Genomic DNA, 20262 nt, shown 5'->3' with positions numbered 1-20262 from the left:
GCCGTGTAGGCAGGAGCACTCGATTTCCGTGTAATTATTGTTGTGGTGACTGATTCCGCGGAGGCAAGGGTCCCAGGTACTGATAGTACTGGGTTTCGATTCGTCCATTAAACAATTTGCGACGCTTGTCTGCCTTGCGGCCGAAAGCATCTTCGAAAGATTTGGTTGAAGTGATGGCAAAAAAGGACCAAGTCGGCATTTCAAGGTAACTGCGTCCTAAGGAGCGAATCAACTTCTGAACTTCCTTCTCTTCGCTCAATCGTTCCCCGTATGGCGGGTTGGTAATTATCACACCATATTCCCCTTGAGGTCTGGCACGATGTGCAGGCAGTACACTTACTTCAATATCCTTGGCAAATCCTGCACTTTTGATCGCTGCCTGGGCTACCTCGATCGCTTCGGGATCAATATCGCTGCCGGCAATCTGCAATGGAACGTCGTCACGAACAGCGTCAAATGCTTCCTCACGAGCCTGTTCCCACAGTTCTTTAGGGATGACATCCCAATTCTCGGAGTTGAAGGAGCGGCGCAGTCCTGGTGCGATGTTCCAACCGATCATGGCTGCTTCAATCAGCATGGTGCCTGAACCGCAACACGGATCATAGAAGGGGCGGGATACGTTCCAACGGCTGAGCTGAATAAGCGCAGCGGCGAGTGTTTCTTTCAGCGGAGCCTCAGTCACAAGTTTACGATAACCCCGTTTGTGAAGTCCTGGTCCGGTCGTGTCTAACGTAAGCAGGGCGCGGTCATTCAGCAAAATCACTTCAATGACATAACGAGCCCCGTTCTCAGGGAACCATTCAGTGTTATGTGTCAGCTTCAGTTTTTCAACGATCGCTTTTTTGACGATACCCTGAGAGGCAGGAACACTGCTCAGCTGGGATTTGTGGGAGCGGCCTTCGACAGGGAATTCACCGTTCGCGGGAATCCATTCTTCCCAAGGGAGTGCCTTGGTTCCTTCGAACAATTCGTCGAATGTGGTTGCCGGGAATTCGCCCATTTTGATCAGAACCCGGTCAGAACTTCTCAGCCACAGGTTACAGCGGCAAATATCGATATAATCTCCAGTAAATACAACCCGGCCGTTCTCGACCGTAACATCCTCATACCCCAGCTGTTTCAATTCCCGGGCTACGACAGCCTCAAGTCCCATTGCTGAGGTCGCAATTAATTGCAATTGAGCCATGTGTTTCATTTCAACTCCATTTCAAGCCGAAGAGGACTGTGTCTTCATCCAGCTGTATAGTGACGGTGCGGCCTTGCCGCATTCCGCGAAAAAACTTACAATGAGAAATGCGGTGAGCACTCTGCTCGCAAAAAGCAGGTAATACTGTAGTCTAACCGCCTGTGTTGATAACAAACATTCATTATAGAACATTGGCATCCATAAGGAAAGCAGTCCAAGTGTCCAAGGAGGATATACGTGGTGAATCTTACCCCTGACGAATATGTAAATCAATTATTTCAAGAGGATGAGCTGTTATTAAAGGTAAAAGAGGCCATCCGTTCAAACAACATGCCGGAAGTGTCGGTTGCACCGGCTTATGGTCGTTTGCTCACGTTTCTCGCCAAAACATCACGGGCAGAGGCCGTGCTCGAAATCGGCGTGCTGGGCGGTTACAGCGGAATTTGTCTTGCCCGCGGTTTGGGGGAAAGCGGAACCCTCACTTCATTAGAGTTGAAAGAGGAATATGCGGCGATGGCCCGTGCTCATCTGGAGGAAGGCGGCTTCGACGAAAAGGTAGAGTATCGCATTGGCCCGGCTGCAGACAGCCTGAAGCAATTGGAACAGGAAGGTCGCACATTCGATTTCTTCTTTATTGACGCAGATAAGGAGAATTATCCGGTATATCTCGATTATGCCATTAAGCTGGCCCGGCCGGGTGCCGTCATTGTAGGCGATAATTGTTTCCTGCGTGGTCGTACGCTGAATCCGGACAAGCAGGGTCCGGCTGTCCTTGCTGTTCGAAGGTTCAATGAACAGATGGCGAGTGATCCACGCCTTGTAACAACGATGCTGCCGGATTATGATGGCTTGGCATTGGCGTGGGTGAAATAAGTAAACAAAAGAGTTAAAACATGCTGGACTAAAAAGAGATGAACTTCATCCCTGATCGCTAAAGGGCCGAAGTTCATCTCTTTTTTTGTAATTTTTTTAATTAAGTTAAGTGTATAAGGGCTATTAAACTTCAGGTGTACCGTAAGTTTCAAACCATTTTTTGATCGTTTCAAAATCATCACTGAACGACAGGCCAAGCATGAGCAAAATTCGTGCTTGTTGAGGGCTGAGGTTGTCCCCGGCAATGACGCCGTCTCCGCCGCCATATACGCTTCCCGAACCTGTGCGGGTAGTAGTTACGAAAATGACTCCCTCTTGGGTGGCTTTTGTGCGGGCTTGTCCCATTGCTCTGGAGATGCCACCTGCTCCGGTACCTGAAGTTACGATCCCTTTGGCTCCGCCGCGTACGAAACCTTCAATCGCTTCCCCGCCAGCTTCCTGATAGGAGATTGCAATTTCGACTTTCGCCAGATCAGCCTTCGTAATTTGGCTCAAATCAAATGCCGGCTTGGCCGTGCCTTCAGGTTTGAGTGCACGTGCAGGAGCGCGATAAATTCGAATGTTCTCTTCATCGATGTAACCAACAGCACCAAGCATTGGGGTCTCAAATGTATCAGTCCGATAGTCATTCGTTTTGGTTACACCACGTGCAAGCTGAATCGTATCGTTCAGCATCAATACCGTTCCAAACGAAGTGGTGCGTCCGCTTCCCGCAAGTTTGATGGCGTTGTACAGATTCGCTTGGGCATCTGAACCGATAACAGTCCATGGTCGCATGGAGCCTGTAATGACGACGGGTTTATCGCTCTGAACCGTCATGTCAAGGAAATAAGCAATTTCCTCCATGGTATCCGTACCTGTAGTAACCACGACACTGTCATACTGATCAAGTGCCTTATCTACGGTTAGAGACAAATCGTATAGATCTGCCATGGTATATGAGCCTGAACCTGAGTTTCCGAATTGAAGTGTGCTAACATCTGCAATCTTCTGTTTGTCGGGTAACGCATCAACCATATCTTCAATCGGGAGCGTGCCCGCTCTGTAATTCTGGAAGCTGGTCGCATCCTCGGATTGACCTGCTATCGTTCCACCTGTCCCGATCACAAGCACATTAGGCAAAGCGGATTGCTTCGAGGCCTGAGGCACGGCAGGAATGGATGTATTCCGGGCAGGTGTACTAGACGAAGTGCTCTGTACTGCACTTGTCGTTCCGCTCACTTCTACCGTAGCGGCTTGAGCCGCATAGGTTCCGATTGGGGATAAAGAGATGGTCAGAGCGGTTAAAGCGGCGGTACTCCATACAGCCCAGGGACGAAGATTTGAATGTTTGCTCATAATTAGCACTCTCCTTCAAGTTAGTAACGTGTGATGTTTGTTCAGAAGAATATGTAAATGAATTGAGATGATTGTATTTCATGTTAACTAATATGACAATAGAAGAAAATAAGAGGTTTTATAGTTTAATCGGTAGGAATATAGAGTAAATAGATTATTTATGAGGTTAAATGAATAAATATAAACTGCTGAAAAGTGGAATTGAGTCGGGGAATAAATTTTAGTAGGTATTACGTGTTATTAAAATTAACATATAAGTCTTTGAGCCTGCTTGAAAATGAAGTTTGTGGGATTGAAAGGGTACTCCCTAGGAAATGAGGCTCAATTATTGCCAAATATTTGTATGACCACACCGTAGAGTCTATAATATACGGTGTTTCATATATGTAAATAAGTATATATTATCGATTGGAGGAAAAACGATGAACCGAGCACCCAGAAAGTATGCTAATTACATTCCGATCCGGGAACTGGAAGCAGTAGAGCAACAGTTATCTCCCTTCCAGGTGTACGCTGAACTTCGTGCGAATACTCCAGTCCGATACGATGAGCATCGTGAATGCTGGGATATCTTTCGTTACGAAGATGTACAGTATGTATTGAAAAATCCAAAGCTGTTCTCATCAGCGCGTGATCGTGCGAATACTAGCATGCTCACGACAGACCCGCCCAAACACAAGCAGTTGAGGGATCTGGTTAATCAGGCGTTCACGCCCAGAGCCATTGAGGCGCTGGCTCCACGCATCCAGGAAATTGCCGATGAGTTGATTACTCCCCGTCTCCTGCAGGGTCAAATGAATCTGGTCGATGATCTGGCGACCCCGCTGCCTGTCATCGTGATTGCAGAACTCCTTGGAGTCCCCGCAGAAGATCGGCAGAAGTTTAAGGACTGGTCTGACGCCTTGGTTAAGGGAGCACGCGATGACAGTGATGAAGCTTTCCAGGAACTGATGGAAGAGAAAAAGCGAAATCAACAGGAACTGGCGATCTATTTCACAGCTATTATGGAAGAACGCAGGCAACAACCGCAGGATGATCTAATCTCTTTGCTGCTCGCAGCAGAGATCGAAGGGAAAAAGCTGAGCGAAGAGGAAGTGGTCGGTTTCTGCATTTTGTTGCTTGCCGCCGGCAATGAAACGACGACCAATCTGATCACCAATGCGGTACGGATTCTTGCAGAACAATCCGAGCTGCAGCAGCGGCTGCGTGAACATCCTGAGCACATGGCTTCAGCTGTTGAGGAAACGCTGCGTTATTACCCGCCGATTGTTGCGATTGGACGCGTAGCCAAAGAAACGGTCGAATTGAACGGGCAGACCATACAGGAGGGGGCACAGGTTATTTCATGGGTAGGTTCGGCCAATCGGGATAGCGATGTGTTTGGCAATGCAGAACAATTTGTAGAGGATCGCAAACCGAACCGGCATATGGGGTTTGGTTTTGGCATTCACTTCTGTCTGGGGGCCCCGCTTGCTCGACTGGAGGCGAGGGTTGTGCTCCATACCATGCTGCAGCAGATGCAGGGTATCCGGCTTGTTCCAGGAACGACACTGCAGCCGATTCAAAGTGCTTTCGTATTTGGTGTGAAAGAGTATCCCATCCAATTCGAAAGCCTTGTGCAGCTTTAAAAAAAGATGGCAAAAAAGCCACATTCGTTGTCCGGTGGGGCAATGAATGCGGCTTTTTTTGATCCGTTCCATGTGAAGGTTGGTCCGATCAGGATTCCCTGATGAGAGCAGGCTTTTTGTATAGTTTGAATCGGACCCATACCATATTGATTAATAGCAGGCCGCCAGAGACGATAAACAATCCCTCGATGCCGATGAATCCTGCCATAAAACCTCCGATTACGGCCCCAAGCATATTCCCGAGAGCGAGCGTGCTGGTATTGAAGCTGAAGGCACGGCTAACCATGCCATCTGGGGTGTAGGCTCGAATCAGGGCGTTAACACTGGGCAGCAGACCGCCCATGAACACACCCATGGCAAAACGCACTAAAATGAGCTGCCATACCGATTGAACGAAGGCTTGTGGTATTAACAGGAGCCCTGTTCCTATAAGAGAGAAGGTCAGAACCTTATGTGCACCAATACGGTCACTGAGCTTGCCCAGAATTGGAGACATGGCCATGTTGGATAGTCCGGTGACGGCACCGACAAGACCAGCCCAGAATGCCACGTTTACATCCGATGCATGCAGTTTTTGTACATACAGCGGCAAGAGTGACATGGGACTAATCATCGCGAACTGCAGCAGGAACGTTACAGCAAACAATGCTGGCAGCTGTGGGGACTTGTTCAATTCCTTCAGCCCGGACAATACGGATTGTTCCGGTAGTTTAGCGGCTTCCTTGCGGTCGAATTTTTCTCTCACCAGGAACATGGCCAGCAGTGATGCAGCAAAGATCAGACCGCCTGTAATGTAGAAAATGGGCCGGAAGCCTACGGCATCCGCAAGCAAACCACCGATCAGTGGACCGAGAATCGTTCCGGCTACCTGTCCAGACTGGCTGATCCCCATGGCGAAACCCATGCGATCCTTGGGTGTTGTTCCCGAGATCAGGGAAACGGCTGCCGGATTGAAACCGGAGATTGTGCCATTGAGCAAACGCAATAAAAGCAGCTGCCATGGATTTTGCGCAAATCCCATTAGTGCGATTACAATCGCCATCCCGAATCCGGAGCGCAGCAGCATAATTTTACGTCCGTACTTATCGGACAGTTTGCCCCACAAAGGTTGGAACAAAAATGAAGTGAGGAAATTGGCAGCAAATATAAATCCCGCCCATATGCCAATCTCGTGCTCGCCGACGACGCCTAAATCCTTGGCAAGGTATAGGGATAAAAAAGGCGTAATCATGGTCATGCCCGAATTGACCAGAAACTGTCCAAACCAAAGCACGATGAGGTTCACTTTCCAAGTTTTCAAAGTGCTTTCACTTCCTTTCCGTAATTCGTGAAAAAAACACCATTCTTTCATTATACCATAATTGGCATATGGATGAGGGGATGTAAGGAATGTCATAGTATTGTCATCGGAACAGATCGGCACGTGGTTGTTACTGCTCTTCAAAAAGGGCATAATGAGAGTTATGAGTCCAAAAACTATTGGAGGCTTCTTACATGAGCTATAATGATCGTTTGATTCGAGCCAGCTTCAAGCAACAAGTGGACCGTGTTCCTGTGTGGTACATGCGTCAGGCTGGGCGTTATGATCCTGAATATCGCAAAATTAAGGAAAAGTATTCTTTGCTCGAAATTTGCCGTCAACCTGAGCTCGCAGCTGAAGTTACACTCATGCCGGTACGTAAACTCGGTGTGGATGCGGCTATTTTGTATTCCGATATTATGAATCCGGTTGCGTCTTTGGGCATTGATTTTGATATTGTAAAAAACATTGGTCCTGTCATCGATAACCCTATACGTACAGCGGCAGATGTGGATCGTCTGCGTCCGATTGACGTCGAAGGAGACCTGTCGCATATTCTGGAAACCATTCGGATTTTGGACAAGGAATTGGATGTTCCCCTCATTACATTCGCGGGCGCACCGTTTACAATTGCCAGCTATCTGATCGAAGGTCGTCCTTCAAAGGGCTACATTCGGACCAAAACCATGATGTACAGCGAGCCTGAAGTATGGCACAAGCTCATGCAAAAACTAGGTGATATGGTAATTACATATGTCCGTGCACATATTGCTAATGGAGGCAAGGCTTTTCAGCTGTTCGACAGCTGGGTAGGCGCCCTTTCTCCAAATGATTTCAGAACGTATGTGTTGCCGACGATTACCCGTATCTTTACCGAATTATCGGATTTGAATGTACCGAAAATCTATTTCCCTGGTGTGGCCTCCGGAGAACTGCTTCCGACGCTGACGGATCTGCAAGCCAATGTGATCGGTCTGGATTGGAGAGTTTCCATCACAGAAGGCCGCAAGAGACTGGGTGGCAAATTTGCCGTGCAAGGCAATCTGGATCCTTATGTGCTAACGGCACCCATGGACTTGATCAAGCAGCAGGCAAAAGTCATTATTGATGAAGGCATCAAGGAGCCAGGTTATATTTTCAATCTGGGACATGGCTTGTTCCCGGAAGCTTCTCTTGAAAAACTGAGAGAACTTACGGCATATATCCATGAATATTCTGCAGAAGTTTTGAAGACGGGGGTGACGGTTAGCAATGACTAATACCGTAGGTGTACTGGTGATGTCTTATGGCACACCTGAAAATATGGAAAGTATTGAAGCGTACTACACACATATTCGGAGAGGCAGACCGCCTGAGCCGGAACAACTGAAGGAACTGACGGATCGGTATGAGGCCATCGTTGGGGGCGTTTTTCCACTGCGTGAAAATACGGATAATCAGGTTAAGGCTCTTCAGGAGACGCTGAGCCAAGATGAACGTACGAACGGAGTGGAGTTCCGCTGTTACCAAGGACTAAAACATGCTCATCCATTTATTGAAGATGGTGTGGAACAGATGGCCAAGGATGGAATTCAGACGGCAATTGGTGTCGTGCTTGCTCCGCACTATTCCACGATGAGTGTGGGCAGCTACATTAAGCGTGCTCGTGAGAAAGCAGATGAACTGGGGATTCAAATGTCATTTGTTGAGAGTTACCACCTGCATCCGAAGCTGATTCAGGCTCTTTCCTCCCGTGTCAGTGCCAAGCTGGATGAATTCGAAGAAGCTGGAGCGAAGCGCGGTGATGTACGAGTCCTGTTCAGTGCACACAGCTTGCCTGAGCGAATCGTGGGTCTGGGTGATCCTTATCCGCAGCAATTGCTCGAAACCTCTGAAGTCATCGCATCCCGTGTAGGTATCAGCAACTGGCAGTTTACGTGGCAAAGTGCTGGACGCACGGCTGAACCTTGGCTTGGTCCGGATATTTTGGACACTCTTCAGGAACTGTCCCGCGAACAGGTTGAGGATGTGCTGGTTGCTCCGATTGGATTCGTCTCTGATCATCTTGAAGTACTTTATGATCTGGACATTGAGGCCAAATCGATTGCCAAAGAGATTGACATGCGCCTCATGCGGATTGATTCGCTCAACAGTGATCCTCTCTACATGGAGACGTTAAGTGACGTTATTATTAGCCAGTGGCAGCAAGGGTCGGATGTATAATGGAAGACCGAAAACGTCGTGTTGTTGTCGTTGGCGGAGGTCTGACCGGCCTCAGCGCGGCATTTTATATTCGGAAGCATTACCGGGAAGCCGGGATTGAACCGCAGATTACGCTGATTGAGAAAAGTTCGTCTATGGGTGGCATGATTGAAACACTGCACCGGGATGGATTTGTCATTGAAAAGGGACCCGATTCTTTCTTGGCCCGCAAAACCGCAATGATTGATCTGGCCAAAGAATTGGAAATCGATCATGAACTGGTTAGCCAGAATCCGGAATCGAAAAAAACGTATATTATGCAGCGCGGTAAACTTCATCCGATGCCTGCAGGACTTGTTCTGGGTATACCGACAGAGTTGAAGCCGTTTCTGAAAAGCGGTCTGGTTTCTCCTGCAGGCAAGCTGCGGGCGTTGATGGATTTCGTTATTCCACCACGCCGCACTGCGGAAGATGAATCCCTCGGTTACATGATTGAACGACGTCTCGGTCCGGAGGTGCTGGAAAACCTGACAGAGCCTCTGCTTGCCGGTATTTATGCCGGGGATATGCGCCGTCTGAGTCTTCAGGCGACATTCCCGCAATTCGGTGAAGTGGAACGGGATTATGGTAGTCTGATCCGCGGCATGATGACAGGTCGCAAACCTGCGGAGACACATACAGGAACGAAAAAAAGCGCGTTTTTGAACTTCCGACAAGGGCTGCAAAGTCTTGTTCACGCTCTGGTTCACGATATGCAGGATGTGGATCAACGCATGAATACGTCTGTTCAATCACTGGATGTTCAGAATGGTGGTCACACCAGGTACAGTGTGCAGCTCAATAACGGCGAGCGTATCGATGCTGATGATGTAATTATTACAGTCCCAACGTATGTGGCATCCGAACTGCTGCAACCTCATGTGGACACATCTGCGCTGGATGCGATTAATTACGTATCGGTAGCTAATGTGGTACTTGCCTTTGAGAAAAAGGATATTGAACATGTATTTGATGGTTCAGGCTTCCTGGTTCCACGCAAGGAAGGCCGGAATATCACAGCCTGTACCTGGACATCAACCAAATGGCTGCACACCAGTCCGGATGACAAAGTGCTGCTGCGTTGTTACGTCGGCCGCTCCGGAGACGAACAAAACGTCGAACTTCCTGATGATGCGCTGACAGATCTGGTGCTCAAGGATCTGCGGGAAACCATGGGAGTGGAGGCTGTTCCGATTTTCTCGGAAATTACCCGTCTTCGCAAATCTATGCCGCAGTATCCCGTAGGCCATCTTCAGCATATTGCAGCACTTCGTGAGGAACTTGGCAGCAAGCTGCCGGGCGTTTATATTGCAGGTGCTGGTTATGAAGGAGTTGGATTGCCGGACTGTATCAAACAGGCAAAAGAAATGTCGCTTCAGGCGGTTCAAAAGCTGGCTGTGCACTAATACAGTCAACGTAAGGCTGCCTCTTCCGCAGAATGAATTCATTTTGCGGGAGAGGCAGCTTTTTTCTCATGCGATGAAACATCTGCCTTCATGCAGGTTATTTGTTTTCGAGTGAATTGAGTGATGGAAATCCAGGATATGCCTGATATAATGATAAAGGATTGCTGTAGAAGAAGAGGAGCTGCCTATGTATCCCCCAAGATCGAATCGAAGTAATCAAAAGAAAAAAGAAAAACGTGCACGCAGACGAATCATCTGGATGATTAATCTGTTTCTGATTGCTGCAATCGGAGGGGTAGGCATATATTACGCAGCAGGGGTGCAGAAACAGCAAGCGGAGCAGGGAACAAATGAAGCTGTAGTGAAAGAGCAACAACCTGAGAATCATGAGGATGCCAAAGGTGGGGATCAGTTGGATTCCCCTGAAGCAGAGTCAGATGCAGATCCGGACGTAGAACAAGATTCTTCGGAAGTAAACAGTCCGGAGTCTGGGACAGCTGAAGATGAGAGCGTTTCATCCGGCGTTGAAACACCAGGAACAGGCAGTAAGGAGTCTGCAAAGGGATCTGAACAAGGAGCAAAAGGAACGGAAACAGCCAAACCCTCGAATCCGGAGGGTAATGAAAGTTCGGGACCCAAGACGCCGGTTCCACAGCCTACAGGTTCAGGGAAGAACGTGACCATTAATTTTGTTGGTGATATTCAGTTCTCTGGCAAAGTAGCCGAATTGCTGGATAAAAACGGCTACGATTATCCTTATGCGAAGCTTGGCAGTCTGTTCAAGAATGATGATCTGACCGTAGGCAACCTGGAGACACCCGTCACCCTGGGCGGATCGGCGGCTGAGAACAAATCCTATGTTTACAAATCTTCACCAAAAGCATTGGCAGCGATGGCCGCTGCCGGATTTGACGCTGTAAATCTGGCCAACAATCATATTTTGGATCAGGGTGTTGAAGGGCTTGTGGACACGCTAACCTATCTTCAGGAATATGGTATTGCCCATACTGGGGCGGGGATGAACAGGGATGAGGCTTATGCGCCTGCGTATCTGGAACGGAAGGGCATCAAAATTGCACTGCTTGGCTTTAGCCGGGTAGTGCCGGAAGCGACCTGGAAGGCAGAAGGGAATCGGGCTGGTGTTGCTGAAGCTTACAATTCCACTGGAGCGGTAAGCGCGATTCAAGAAGCTCGTCAGAAGGCGGATCTCGTTATCGTGGTATCGCATTGGGGAGAAGAACGTGTCAGTACACCCAATGATGATCAGACCAGACTGGCGCATGAGTTTGTGGATGCAGGGGCTGATCTCGTTATTGGTGGACATCCACACGTGCTGCAAGGAGTAGAGTATTACAAGGGCAAGTGGATCGCATACAGCACGGGCAATTTTATTTTTTCTAAATCAACGACGGAAGAAACCTGGAAAACAGCTATTTTTCAGGCGGAATGCAGCGCGGAAGCGAAGTGCAGCATGAAAGTCATCCCATATGAGGCGGGACTCGGTCAGGCCATTCCAATGATAGGTGAAGCCAATAGGCTGTTATTGGAGCAGATGACCAGGCTCTCACCTGGCATTCGTTTTGACGCGAATGGAGTAGCCTCAACAAGCTGATTGATACAAGAATGATTACGTTAAGGAGTGGAAATACATGAGTAACCCATGTGTAGCACACCGTGGATTTTCTTCCACAGCACCTGAGAATACAATGGCAGCTTTTCAGCTGGCCATGGAGCAGCCATATGTTACGTGGATCGAACTGGATGTGCAATTGTCCCGTGACGGCGTGCCTGTAGTCATCCATGACTTCTCATTCAACCGGACGACGAATGGAGAAGGACTTGTACGTGAAACGAACTGGTCTGATATCCAGAAGTTGGATGCAGGGAGCTGGAAGTCCAAGGAATATGCCGGGGAGCGCGTACCGGCTCTGAGCGAAGTGTTGGACAGCTGCAAGGGTAAGGTGCGTTTGAACATTGAGCTGAAAACACAAGGAAACATGTATCCGGGCTTGCCCGCAGCCGTTATTGAGGAAGTGCGAAAAAGGAATATGCAAGATGAAGTTGTCTTCACTTCATTCGAACCTGCTGCGCTCGCTGAATCCAAAAAACTTGCACCTGAAATCACTACAGGTCTCATCATTGATGCTCGCCCAGGAGATCTGTTAGCCAGACTCCGTCAATTGGAGTGCGGGTTTCTGTCGATCGGTTACACCAATGTGGACAAATCTCTCATGCGGGAAATGAAGAACGATGGCATTCAGGTGATGGCCTGGACCATAGATGACAAGGTCATTATGAAGCGCCTCGCTGCAATTGATCCCGAGCTCATGCTATGCACGAATCGTCCGGACGCTTGGAATCAGGCATTGCAAAAATCGAGCAACCGGGCATAAATGTTAGGGTTTCATTTCGCTAATTAATCCAATAAAGGTGGTCGTATTCCGATGCTCTCAACGATTCGTAACGTATACTGTGTAGGACGTAATTATAAACTTCATGCGGAGGAGTTGGGTAACGCGGTTCCGGATGAACCAATGATCTTCATGAAGCCTTCGCATGCGGTTGTACCCCTAAACGGAGAGGCGATTGAACTGCCTGCTTCCCGAGGGGAAGTTCACTATGAAGCTGAACTGGTCATTCAAGTCGGCCGGAGTTATGAACCAGGGGTTGCTGTGGAGGATTTGATCGAATCGTATACATTTGGCATCGATTTTACGTTACGTGATGTGCAGTCGGTAATCAAGAAAAAAGGGCACCCCTGGACTGCGGCCAAAGGATTTAAAAATTCCGCACCTGTAAGTGGTTTTCAGGCCTTTTCCGGTACGGAAGCTTTGCTTGAAAAAGACTTTACGCTGACCAAAAATGGTGTTGAAGTGCAGCGAGGCAACATTCGTAACATGATTTTTGACCTTCAACACATTATTGATTATGTAGGACATCACTATGGTCTTGGCGCAGGCGATGTCATCTTCACCGGGACACCGGAGGGCGTGGGACCAACCGTAGAGGGAGATGTGCTTGAACTTTCCTGGGATGGTCAATCCGTTGGGAAATGTACCATTGCAGCAGCGGAATAATCCTGTAAGTTCCGTATCAATTACACATTCATGTATTTAGGGGCGGGAAACCGCTCCTCTTTGACGTGGTCATAGAATAACAGAAAATAGATGAACACACATCTGTATGAAATTATGCCCATTCATAAGAGGTGCGGGCACTCTCCAATACGATTTCTTCCAGTTCCGCTTGTTGTGCCTCATATTGTTCTTCGGTGATACTTCCGCTTGCCAGGCGATCATCCAGCTGTTGACTGAGTTGATTGACCTGCAAAGCCACGACCTGACTGAAATCTCCATCATTCTCTTCAGCAATGGATTCAAGCGATTTGCCTGCATACAGATCCTGATACAGATCTTCCTCGGAGGAGTGATTTAGTGCACTCAATAGCTTATCCTTACTATCATCTTTGGCGTTTATATTTACGATAGACCACTCTGTTAAGGGGATCGGCGAAATGGCTGATTTGCTCCAAGCGGTTCCTGCAAAGGACATGGTTACCATCATCGTTCCCACAAACATTACACGTTTTATATTCATTCTTGTTATCCTCGTTTCTGTATTTAAAGTACGAAGGGTATCGTAGCTTAATCTTGATGTTTTGATCTGAGATAAGTTTAACCGACGAAGCTGAAGTGAAACTTAAATTGCAATAAATAAATCCTAACAGGTAAAAGAGAATAAATAAAATATAAATCACACTTGACAGGTTGGGTTAGTTGGTTATATGATGATCTCAATTATTTTAACACTCATTAAATGAACAGTGAAATAAATTTGAATACGGATGCGAGCTGATTGGACCACCAAAGGCTCCCGGGACTACTCCATATGGAATGTCTTCGGGAGCCTTTTTGCGTACTGGCTAATGTTTCGGTTGGATAGGAGGAAATGAAATGAATGAGAGAGATTGGGATGCGTTGGAGAAAACGGATTGGCTGTTTCGCAAAATGGTCAGACGATTCGTTAAGGAGCGGGATCGCATAACGGTGGAAGGCATTAGCCTGCCGGGTATGCTTATCCTGCACAAAATCATTCGTGAAGGGGAGCAGCGGCTAGGAGATTTAGCCGAACAATTGGACTTCACTTCCGGTGCCATTACTGCTCTGACTGACAAGCTTGAGATAAAGGGATTTACGATCCGCAGACGCAAGGAAGACGATCGTCGTACAGTACTGCTCGACATTACCGCCAAAGGTCGGGAGATGTATGCCCGCAATAGCAATATCGGTGCCCGATGTATCACGCTTCTGTTTGAGGGATTTACCGCCTCGGAGTTAGAACAGCAAAGCGAGTTTTATGAGCGGGTGATTGCGAATCTGGAAGGATTCTCGAATACGCTGCTGGAACTCGCGGAGAGCAACACGAGAGACGAGAGAGATCCGTCCGCGGACAATGGCCTTGAACAGAAGCAGAAGGGGAATTCCGGAAAGAACAACTATCTCAGTTATTAATACTTGAACTGAAGTGAATGGAAAAAACACAATCCAGGGGAGAGATGAGAAAGATGGGACACTCAACAATTTATCCAACGGGAGCAACGCTGTATAATCCGGAAAAAGCTTGGGGTGGTTACACCGTGTATCAGGCAGGTGAAGAAGGCGTTGTATTAATTGATATGAGCGGTAAGGAAGTTCACCTGTGGAAAGGTCTGCTCGGATTTCCGGCCAAGATTTTCCCAGGCGGTTATGTGCTGGGAAGCACGGGCAGAAGAGACCCGAAGTTCGGGATTCAGGATAATGTGGATCTGGTTCAGGTGGATTGGGATGGTAACATCGTGTGGAAATACAATAGCTATGAACATATTGAAGATCCGGGGTACGAACCATTGTGGTACGCCCGTCAGCACCATGATTATCAGCGTGAGGGCAATCCCGTAGGTTATTATGCACCTGGCCTTGCTCCGAAAACGCAGGGTGGCAAGACATTGATCCTGGCTCACAAAAACATAAGCAATCCGCAAATTTCGGATAAACCTTTGCTCGATGATGCCATTATTGAAGTGGATTGGGAAGGGAATGTGTTGTGGGAATGGCTTCCGAACGAGCACTTTGAAGAACTGGGCTTTGACGAGGCGGCACGCAATGTGTTGTACCGTGATCCGAACACGCGTTCATTTGGTCACCTTGGTGGGGGTGTAGGGGATTGGCTGCATATTAACTCGGCTTCCTATGTTGGCCCCAACCGGTTCTATGAAGCGGGAGACGAGCGATTTAACCCGGATAACATCATATGGGATGCCAGGGAAGCCAACATTATTGCTATAACGGACAGACAGAGCGGCAAGATTGTATGGAAACTGGGCCCGGATTATGCCTCTCCCGAAGCGAAGCATATCGGCACCATTATCGGACAGCATCATGCACATATCATTCCTCAAGGTCTGCCGGGCGAGGGCAATCTGCTGGTGTTTGATAATGGAGGATGGGCAGGTTATGGTCTTCCGAATCCGGCTTCTCCATACGGCTTGAAACATGCTGTTCGTGATCACTCGCGGGTGCTTGAGATTGACCCGTTGACGCTGGAGATTGTATGGCAATATACCTCTGCTGAAGCAGGATTTTCGGTACCAACTGATTCGTATAAATTTTACAGTCCATATATTAGCTCAGCCCAGCGCTTGCCTAACGGTAACACTCTGATCACCGAAGGGTCCAATGGCAGATTGTTTGAGGTTACAGCAGAACACGAGTTGGTGTGGGAGTATATTTCTCCATACAAAGATGGACGTAATACCAATATGGTATACCGTTCGTATCGTGTTCCATATCAATGGGTTCCTCAATTGGAGAAGCCGGAAGAGGTGGCAATTGAAGCCATTGATGTATCTACCTACAGAGTGCCTGGAGCAGCACCCAAAGGATCTGACTCGGTAGTCAGTGTGGAGACAACACTCCCGTTTGTTGAAGGTGCAGCTTGCGTAGCGACAACGGATGAGGGGAAACAGGGCAGTTAACGGTTGCGAGCGATAAATTGATCGAACGGGGTGCATGTTGTGAAAAAAATAGCCATTTTAAAGGGAGCATTGATATTGCTCCTCTCCATAACTTTTATAATCTCCGGATGTTCTTCAAACGGAACAGTATCCGAAGCGAAAGGCGGCTCCGCAAGTGGTGCCGCCAAGGTAAAGATCCGCATAGCGGATACAAGCACCAATCCGACGTTTAGGGTAGCCATTGCCAAAGGTTTTTTTGAAAGCCAGGGCATTGATGCAGAAAGTATTACGTTTGGTTCTCCGGCAGAAGGCGTAAATGCGCTGTTTATCAAGCAGGTGGACATCGCCTATGGTGCTGACTTCCCAGTGTTGAATGCTCTGGCCAAAGGGGATTATTCCATCATCGCATCTGCTGGTCAGACGACGGATGAAGCAGCAGCTGCATGGAAGCTGTATGCCAAGGACGAGATCCAGACGGGTGCCGACTTAAAGGGCAAGAGCGTAAGCTTTATTCGCGGTACGTTTATCCCGTATCTGTGGGATGAGTATTTGAAGGATGAGGGGCTGGCGCTTGGTGATGTGAAGCAGATTGGGCAAGGGGCCTTTGACGAATCCTACATTGCCTTGAAGCAGGGAGAATTGGATGCCACCTGGGTCATAGGCTCAGCATTAACCGATAAGTTCGATACGCTCAAAGGCGTACACCAGCTGACAGATATGTCCCAGACTCCAGTAAGGCTTGGCATGGGACTGGTCGCAAGCAATGAGTTCATTGAGGCTAATCCGGAAACGATAAAGGGTTTTCTTGTAGCTCTCGACGAAGCTTCGACTTATGCCCAAGCTCATCCCGATGAGGTAGCGGATCTGATGTATAAGGAGACAAAACAACCGAAGAAAGCTACATTGAAGGATCTTCCCATCAATCCCTGGGTGGTTGGATTTACCCAGGAGGCTTATGAAAGTTTGGCGGGACAGAAGCAATACATGGTGGATAACGGAATCATTGAGCAGGATTTTGATCTCAAAGGCAAGTTAAACCTCGAACTTCTGAAGCAGGCATTGCCCGATAAAGTAACATATACCGAATAACCTAAAACGTACTGGAGGTGTCCTTATGTCCTTACCCGCAGATCGTCACACGATTCATATTGAACAGCTTCGAAAAACCTACAACGCTCCCACAAATGGAGAAGTGCATTACATTATCAAGGATGTTGATCTGGTGATCAAAGGCGGCGAATTCTTCGTTCTGCTTGGTCCCAGCGGATGCGGAAAGTCAACGTTACTTAACATGATCGCGGGCTTTATCTCCAAGTCGGGCGGGCAGCTTAAAGTGAATAACAAGGAGATCGACAGACCTGGTAGAGATCGTGCTATGGTGTTCCAACAGGCGGACTCTTCTCTCTTTCCGTGGCTTACCGTAAGGGAAAATGTTGAATTTGGGCTTCGGATGTCCAAGGTGTCCAAATCTGAACGCCGTACGATTTCGGACCGATACATTCAGCTCGTGGGATTGGGAGGACATGAAGAGAAATATCCGAAGGAGCTGTCGGGAGGCATGAAGCAGCGGGTCCAGCTGGCGCGAGTGCTGGCCAATGACTCGGCGATTCTGCTCATGGATGAACCTTTCGGTGCACTGGACGCCATGACTCGAAGAGTCATGCAGAAGGAACTGGTGAATATCTGGAGGGAAACGCATAAGACCGTTATTTTTGTCACCCATGACATCCAGGAGGCTTTGTTGCTGGGTGAACGGATCGGGATCATGTCGGTGGGTCCTTCGTCGAATATAACGGATATTTACCATAACGTTCAGTCTTATCCGAGAAATATTGCATCGGCTGAATTTAACTCCCTGTACGATCAGATTCAAAGCCATTTTGAAGAATAACTGAGGTGATCTGGACCATGAAATGGTTGGAGAAAAAATGGGTGTCTGTACCGCTGTTATGGGTTACAGTCATTCTGATATGGCAGCTTGGTGCATTGCTCTATGGGCCGGACGTAATTCCTGGTCCATGGGATACTGTGCAGGGTGCTCGCGAATTAATAGCGGATGGCACGCTCATGCAGTATATCGGGATCAGCTTCACACGTGTACTGGCCGGATGGGTACTGGGAAGTGTCATTGCCATTCCGGTAGGACTTCTTATTGGTAAGGTTCACATCATTCGGCTGTTTGCCGAACCCTTCCTTAATTTTATTCGATTTATACCGCCCATTGCTTTCATTACATTATTCCTGGTCTGGTTCGGCATTGGGGAACAGTCCAAGATTGCACTGATCATGTATGCGACATTCTTCATTGTTGTGCTGAATACACTGACGGGAGTCTTGTCCATTGAAGAGGATAAGATTCGTTCAGCCCGCAGTATGGGAGCGAATGAGTGGCAGATTTTGCTGCATGTTGTTGTCCCTGCGACGACCCCATACATTTTCACAGGTATTCGTTTGGCGATGGGGACTTCCTACATGGCCATTATCGGAGCAGAGATGATTGCCTCTAATGAAGGTGTGGGTTATCTGATCTGGAATTCGCGGCTGTTTTTCCGGACGGACTGGATTTTTGTTGGCCTAATCTCCTTGGGATTTATGGGTTTTCTCACGGATCGTTTGTTCAACTGGTTTGGTCGCCGTGTGTTGTATCGGTATGGCGTCATCGGCGGGGTCAAGCGAGGCTGACACTGTACGGGAGCGGACAACGTGATGCTTATTGCAAAAAGGCAGCTTTTGCTCGTTTATATCTCATCCAGCAAACCTGGTTCGCAGCTTTCCAAGCTGCTGAATCAGGTTTTTGCCATGCCTGCAACGGGAGTTTCGGCATAAGGCTCAAACCGTGGTATAATTGAATTTCAAAAATATAATAAACGTCATGTGGACCATAGATGCTGCCACATGCAGGAGAGATTATGGACTGGATTATCGGCGCCGTATGCGCTTTGATTGTGGCGGGTGCAGCCTACGCGAAGAAGTCACTAACCCTGTCTGGTTGCCTGGCAGCTGTGTTGATGGGTACGATCTATTACGGGGCAGGCAATCTGTTTTGGTTTGGCACACTGTTGTTGTTTTTCATCACTTCAACGCTGTTGTCCAAATATCGCAAGGAACGCAAGCAGGAGCTTGAGAAATCGTATGCCAAGACAGGCAATCGGGATGCTGGGCAAGTGTTTGCCAATGGCGGGATGGGCATGATTCTATGTTTGGGATACTGGATCGTTCCACACCCGGCCTGGATCTATGCTTTCATTGGTGTAATGGCAACCGTAACATCTGATACGTGGGCAACCGAACTCGGTAGCCTAAGCCGCAAGCCGCCACGTTCCGTGGTGACTTGGAAGGTACTGACCCCAGGCGCCTCGGGTGGCGTGTCGTTACTTGGGACAACAGCGGCGGCAGTAGGCGGAGCATTAATTGGGGCAGGGGCATTTTTCTTTTCTTGGATCGCAGACTTTGAGACATTGGGACTTCTGAGCTGGACGTGTGTTGGTCTTGTAGGTGGACTGGCTGGAGCATTTGCCGACTCCTACCTTGGAGCAACAGTTCAGCTGATGTATCGCTGCACCGAATGCGGCCGTGAAGTTGAGGTTAGTGAACACTGTGGACACAAGACGGTTCGTGCGCGGGGCAGGACATGGATGAGCAACGATCTGGTCAATGTGCTGAGTTCGGTGATCGGAGGATGTCTGGCTATCGGTTTGGGTAACATTTTGGCGCTGTAGGGAGGGAGTGCAAGTGAGCACTGTTCAGGGAGACAAGTCGGAGGCTATTTTGGATGCAGCTTATGGTATTTTTGGATCAAAAGGATTTTATGAGACGAAAATGTCCGATATTGCTGAGGAAGCTGGCATTGCAAAAGGCACCATTTATTTATATTTCAAAAGCAAGGAACAACTATTCGTCGCCGTTTCCAAGCGGGACTGTAACAGTTTTATCAGCAGGCTTGATTATGCTCTGAAATCGCAGGAGAACACAGGTGACAAGCTTGGCGCTATTGCCAAGACGCACCTGACTTATTATTACGAGCGGCGCAATCATACGAAGCTGTTTTTTATGGCACCCAACAACGATCCGGATCTGATGAAATTCATGAAGGCCTTTATGAATGAGTACATGAGCATGGTATGTGAGGTGCTGAAAAGTGCAAGTGTACCTGAGCCTGTGCTTTTGGCGGAAGCCTATATCGGGATTTTGGATCGATTGAAGATGGATATCATGCTGAATCCGGAGTTCAATGAGGAAGATCTGAATAAACGAATTGCTTTTGCAGCGGCCCTGTTTCTGGATGGGTGTCGTTCTTTTTTACAAGTATAAGCATTATC

General features: G+C 48.2%; 20 protein-coding genes. 16 read left to right on the top strand and 4 right to left on the bottom strand.

Annotated features, from left to right (window positions below; translation table 11 throughout):
- Positions 1-34: 34 nt before the first annotated feature.
- Positions 35-1186: a THUMP domain-containing class I SAM-dependent RNA methyltransferase gene (locus ABGV42_RS11065; protein ID WP_347383208.1), complete on the bottom strand. Its 1152-nt coding sequence runs from the start codon at positions 1184-1186 to the stop codon at positions 35-37.
- A 240-nt stretch (positions 1187-1426) separates the two neighbouring features.
- Here ABGV42_RS11065 and ABGV42_RS11060 point away from each other — a divergent pair, with 240 nt between their 5' ends.
- The gene (locus ABGV42_RS11060; protein ID WP_347381701.1) at positions 1427-2059 is read left to right on the top strand and encodes an O-methyltransferase; all 633 of its coding nucleotides are present in this window, start codon (positions 1427-1429) and stop codon (positions 2057-2059) included.
- Positions 2060-2182: 123 nt separating this feature from the next.
- On the opposite strand, the gene ABGV42_RS11055 is transcribed toward ABGV42_RS11060, so the two are convergent.
- Positions 2183-3397 carry an asparaginase gene (locus tag ABGV42_RS11055; RefSeq protein ID WP_347381700.1) on the bottom strand — a complete coding sequence of 405 codons (1215 nt, stop codon included), beginning with the start codon at positions 3395-3397 and terminating at the stop codon, positions 2183-2185.
- A 422-nt stretch (positions 3398-3819) separates the two neighbouring features.
- On the opposite strand from ABGV42_RS11055, the gene ABGV42_RS11050 reads away from it, so the two are divergent.
- Positions 3820-5025, top strand: a complete 1206-nt coding sequence (locus ABGV42_RS11050) for a cytochrome P450 (RefSeq protein ID WP_347381699.1) — start codon at positions 3820-3822, stop codon at positions 5023-5025.
- A gap of 88 nt (positions 5026-5113) precedes the next feature.
- On the opposite strand, the gene ABGV42_RS11045 is transcribed toward ABGV42_RS11050, so the two are convergent.
- Positions 5114-6325: an MFS transporter gene (locus tag ABGV42_RS11045; RefSeq protein ID WP_431523611.1), complete on the bottom strand. Its 1212-nt coding sequence runs from the start codon at positions 6323-6325 to the stop codon at positions 5114-5116.
- Positions 6326-6519: 194 nt separating this feature from the next.
- Here ABGV42_RS11045 and hemE point away from each other — a divergent pair, with 194 nt between their 5' ends.
- The 6 genes from hemE (at position 6520) to ABGV42_RS11015 (ending at position 13028) form a co-directional block, all read left to right on the top strand.
- Positions 6520-7584 (top strand): uroporphyrinogen decarboxylase, encoded by a 1065-nt coding sequence (gene hemE / locus ABGV42_RS11040; RefSeq protein WP_347381698.1) that lies wholly within the window; start codon positions 6520-6522, stop codon positions 7582-7584.
- Positions 7577-8527, top strand: coding sequence for a ferrochelatase (hemH, locus tag ABGV42_RS11035; protein ID WP_347381697.1), 951 nt, complete (start codon positions 7577-7579; stop codon positions 8525-8527). Before hemE ends, hemH begins: the two co-directional genes overlap by 8 nt.
- Positions 8527-9951: a protoporphyrinogen oxidase gene (gene hemY, locus ABGV42_RS11030; protein ID WP_347381696.1), complete on the top strand. Its 1425-nt coding sequence runs from the start codon at positions 8527-8529 to the stop codon at positions 9949-9951. Before hemH ends, hemY begins: the two co-directional genes overlap by 1 nt.
- Positions 9952-10138: 187 nt before the next feature.
- Positions 10139-11563: a CapA family protein gene (locus tag ABGV42_RS11025; protein ID WP_347381695.1), complete on the top strand. Its 1425-nt coding sequence runs from the start codon at positions 10139-10141 to the stop codon at positions 11561-11563.
- Between the two features lie 37 nt (positions 11564-11600).
- Positions 11601-12344 (top strand): glycerophosphodiester phosphodiesterase, encoded by a 744-nt coding sequence (locus ABGV42_RS11020; protein WP_347381694.1) that lies wholly within the window; start codon positions 11601-11603, stop codon positions 12342-12344.
- Between the two features lie 51 nt (positions 12345-12395).
- Positions 12396-13028, top strand: coding sequence for a fumarylacetoacetate hydrolase family protein (locus tag ABGV42_RS11015; protein WP_347381693.1), 633 nt, complete (start codon positions 12396-12398; stop codon positions 13026-13028).
- A 112-nt stretch (positions 13029-13140) separates the two neighbouring features.
- Here the strand turns inward: ABGV42_RS11015 and ABGV42_RS11010 are convergent, their stop codons facing one another.
- A complete protein-coding gene (locus tag ABGV42_RS11010) occupies positions 13141-13548 on the bottom strand; it encodes an SHOCT domain-containing protein (protein ID WP_347381692.1) in 408 nt (135 codons plus the stop codon).
- Between the two features lie 356 nt (positions 13549-13904).
- Between ABGV42_RS11010 and ABGV42_RS11005 the strand changes: the two genes are divergently transcribed.
- From ABGV42_RS11005 to ABGV42_RS10970, 8 genes are all read left to right on the top strand, one after another.
- Positions 13905-14462 carry a MarR family winged helix-turn-helix transcriptional regulator gene (locus tag ABGV42_RS11005; RefSeq protein ID WP_347381691.1) on the top strand — a complete coding sequence of 186 codons (558 nt, stop codon included), beginning with the start codon at positions 13905-13907 and terminating at the stop codon, positions 14460-14462.
- Between the two features lie 53 nt (positions 14463-14515).
- Entirely contained in the window at positions 14516-15964 is a 1449-nt protein-coding gene (locus ABGV42_RS11000) for an aryl-sulfate sulfotransferase (protein ID WP_347381690.1), read from the top strand.
- 39 nt (positions 15965-16003) lie between these two features.
- Positions 16004-17032, top strand: coding sequence for an ABC transporter substrate-binding protein (locus tag ABGV42_RS10995; protein WP_347381689.1), 1029 nt, complete (start codon positions 16004-16006; stop codon positions 17030-17032).
- Between the two features lie 25 nt (positions 17033-17057).
- Positions 17058-17834, top strand: coding sequence for an ABC transporter ATP-binding protein (locus ABGV42_RS10990; protein WP_347381688.1), 777 nt, complete (start codon positions 17058-17060; stop codon positions 17832-17834).
- Between the two features lie 17 nt (positions 17835-17851).
- Positions 17852-18625, top strand: a complete 774-nt coding sequence (locus ABGV42_RS10985) for an ABC transporter permease (protein ID WP_347381687.1) — start codon at positions 17852-17854, stop codon at positions 18623-18625.
- 21 nt (positions 18626-18646) lie between these two features.
- Positions 18647-18769: a hypothetical protein gene (locus ABGV42_RS10980; protein ID WP_347381686.1), complete on the top strand. Its 123-nt coding sequence runs from the start codon at positions 18647-18649 to the stop codon at positions 18767-18769.
- Positions 18770-18852: 83 nt separating this feature from the next.
- Positions 18853-19662, top strand: a complete 810-nt coding sequence (locus ABGV42_RS10975; protein ID WP_347383206.1) for a DUF92 domain-containing protein — start codon at positions 18853-18855, stop codon at positions 19660-19662.
- A 13-nt stretch (positions 19663-19675) separates the two neighbouring features.
- Positions 19676-20254, top strand: coding sequence for a TetR/AcrR family transcriptional regulator (locus ABGV42_RS10970; protein ID WP_347381685.1), 579 nt, complete (start codon positions 19676-19678; stop codon positions 20252-20254).
- The last annotated feature ends 8 nt before the right edge of the window (positions 20255-20262 follow it).

This window comes from Paenibacillus pabuli, from assembly GCF_039831995.1.
In the GTDB taxonomy this organism is placed as follows: domain Bacteria; phylum Bacillota; class Bacilli; order Paenibacillales; family Paenibacillaceae; genus Paenibacillus; species Paenibacillus pabuli_C.
Note: the sequence above shows the minus strand (reverse complement) of the source record. Positions and strands in the feature narration are given on the sequence as shown.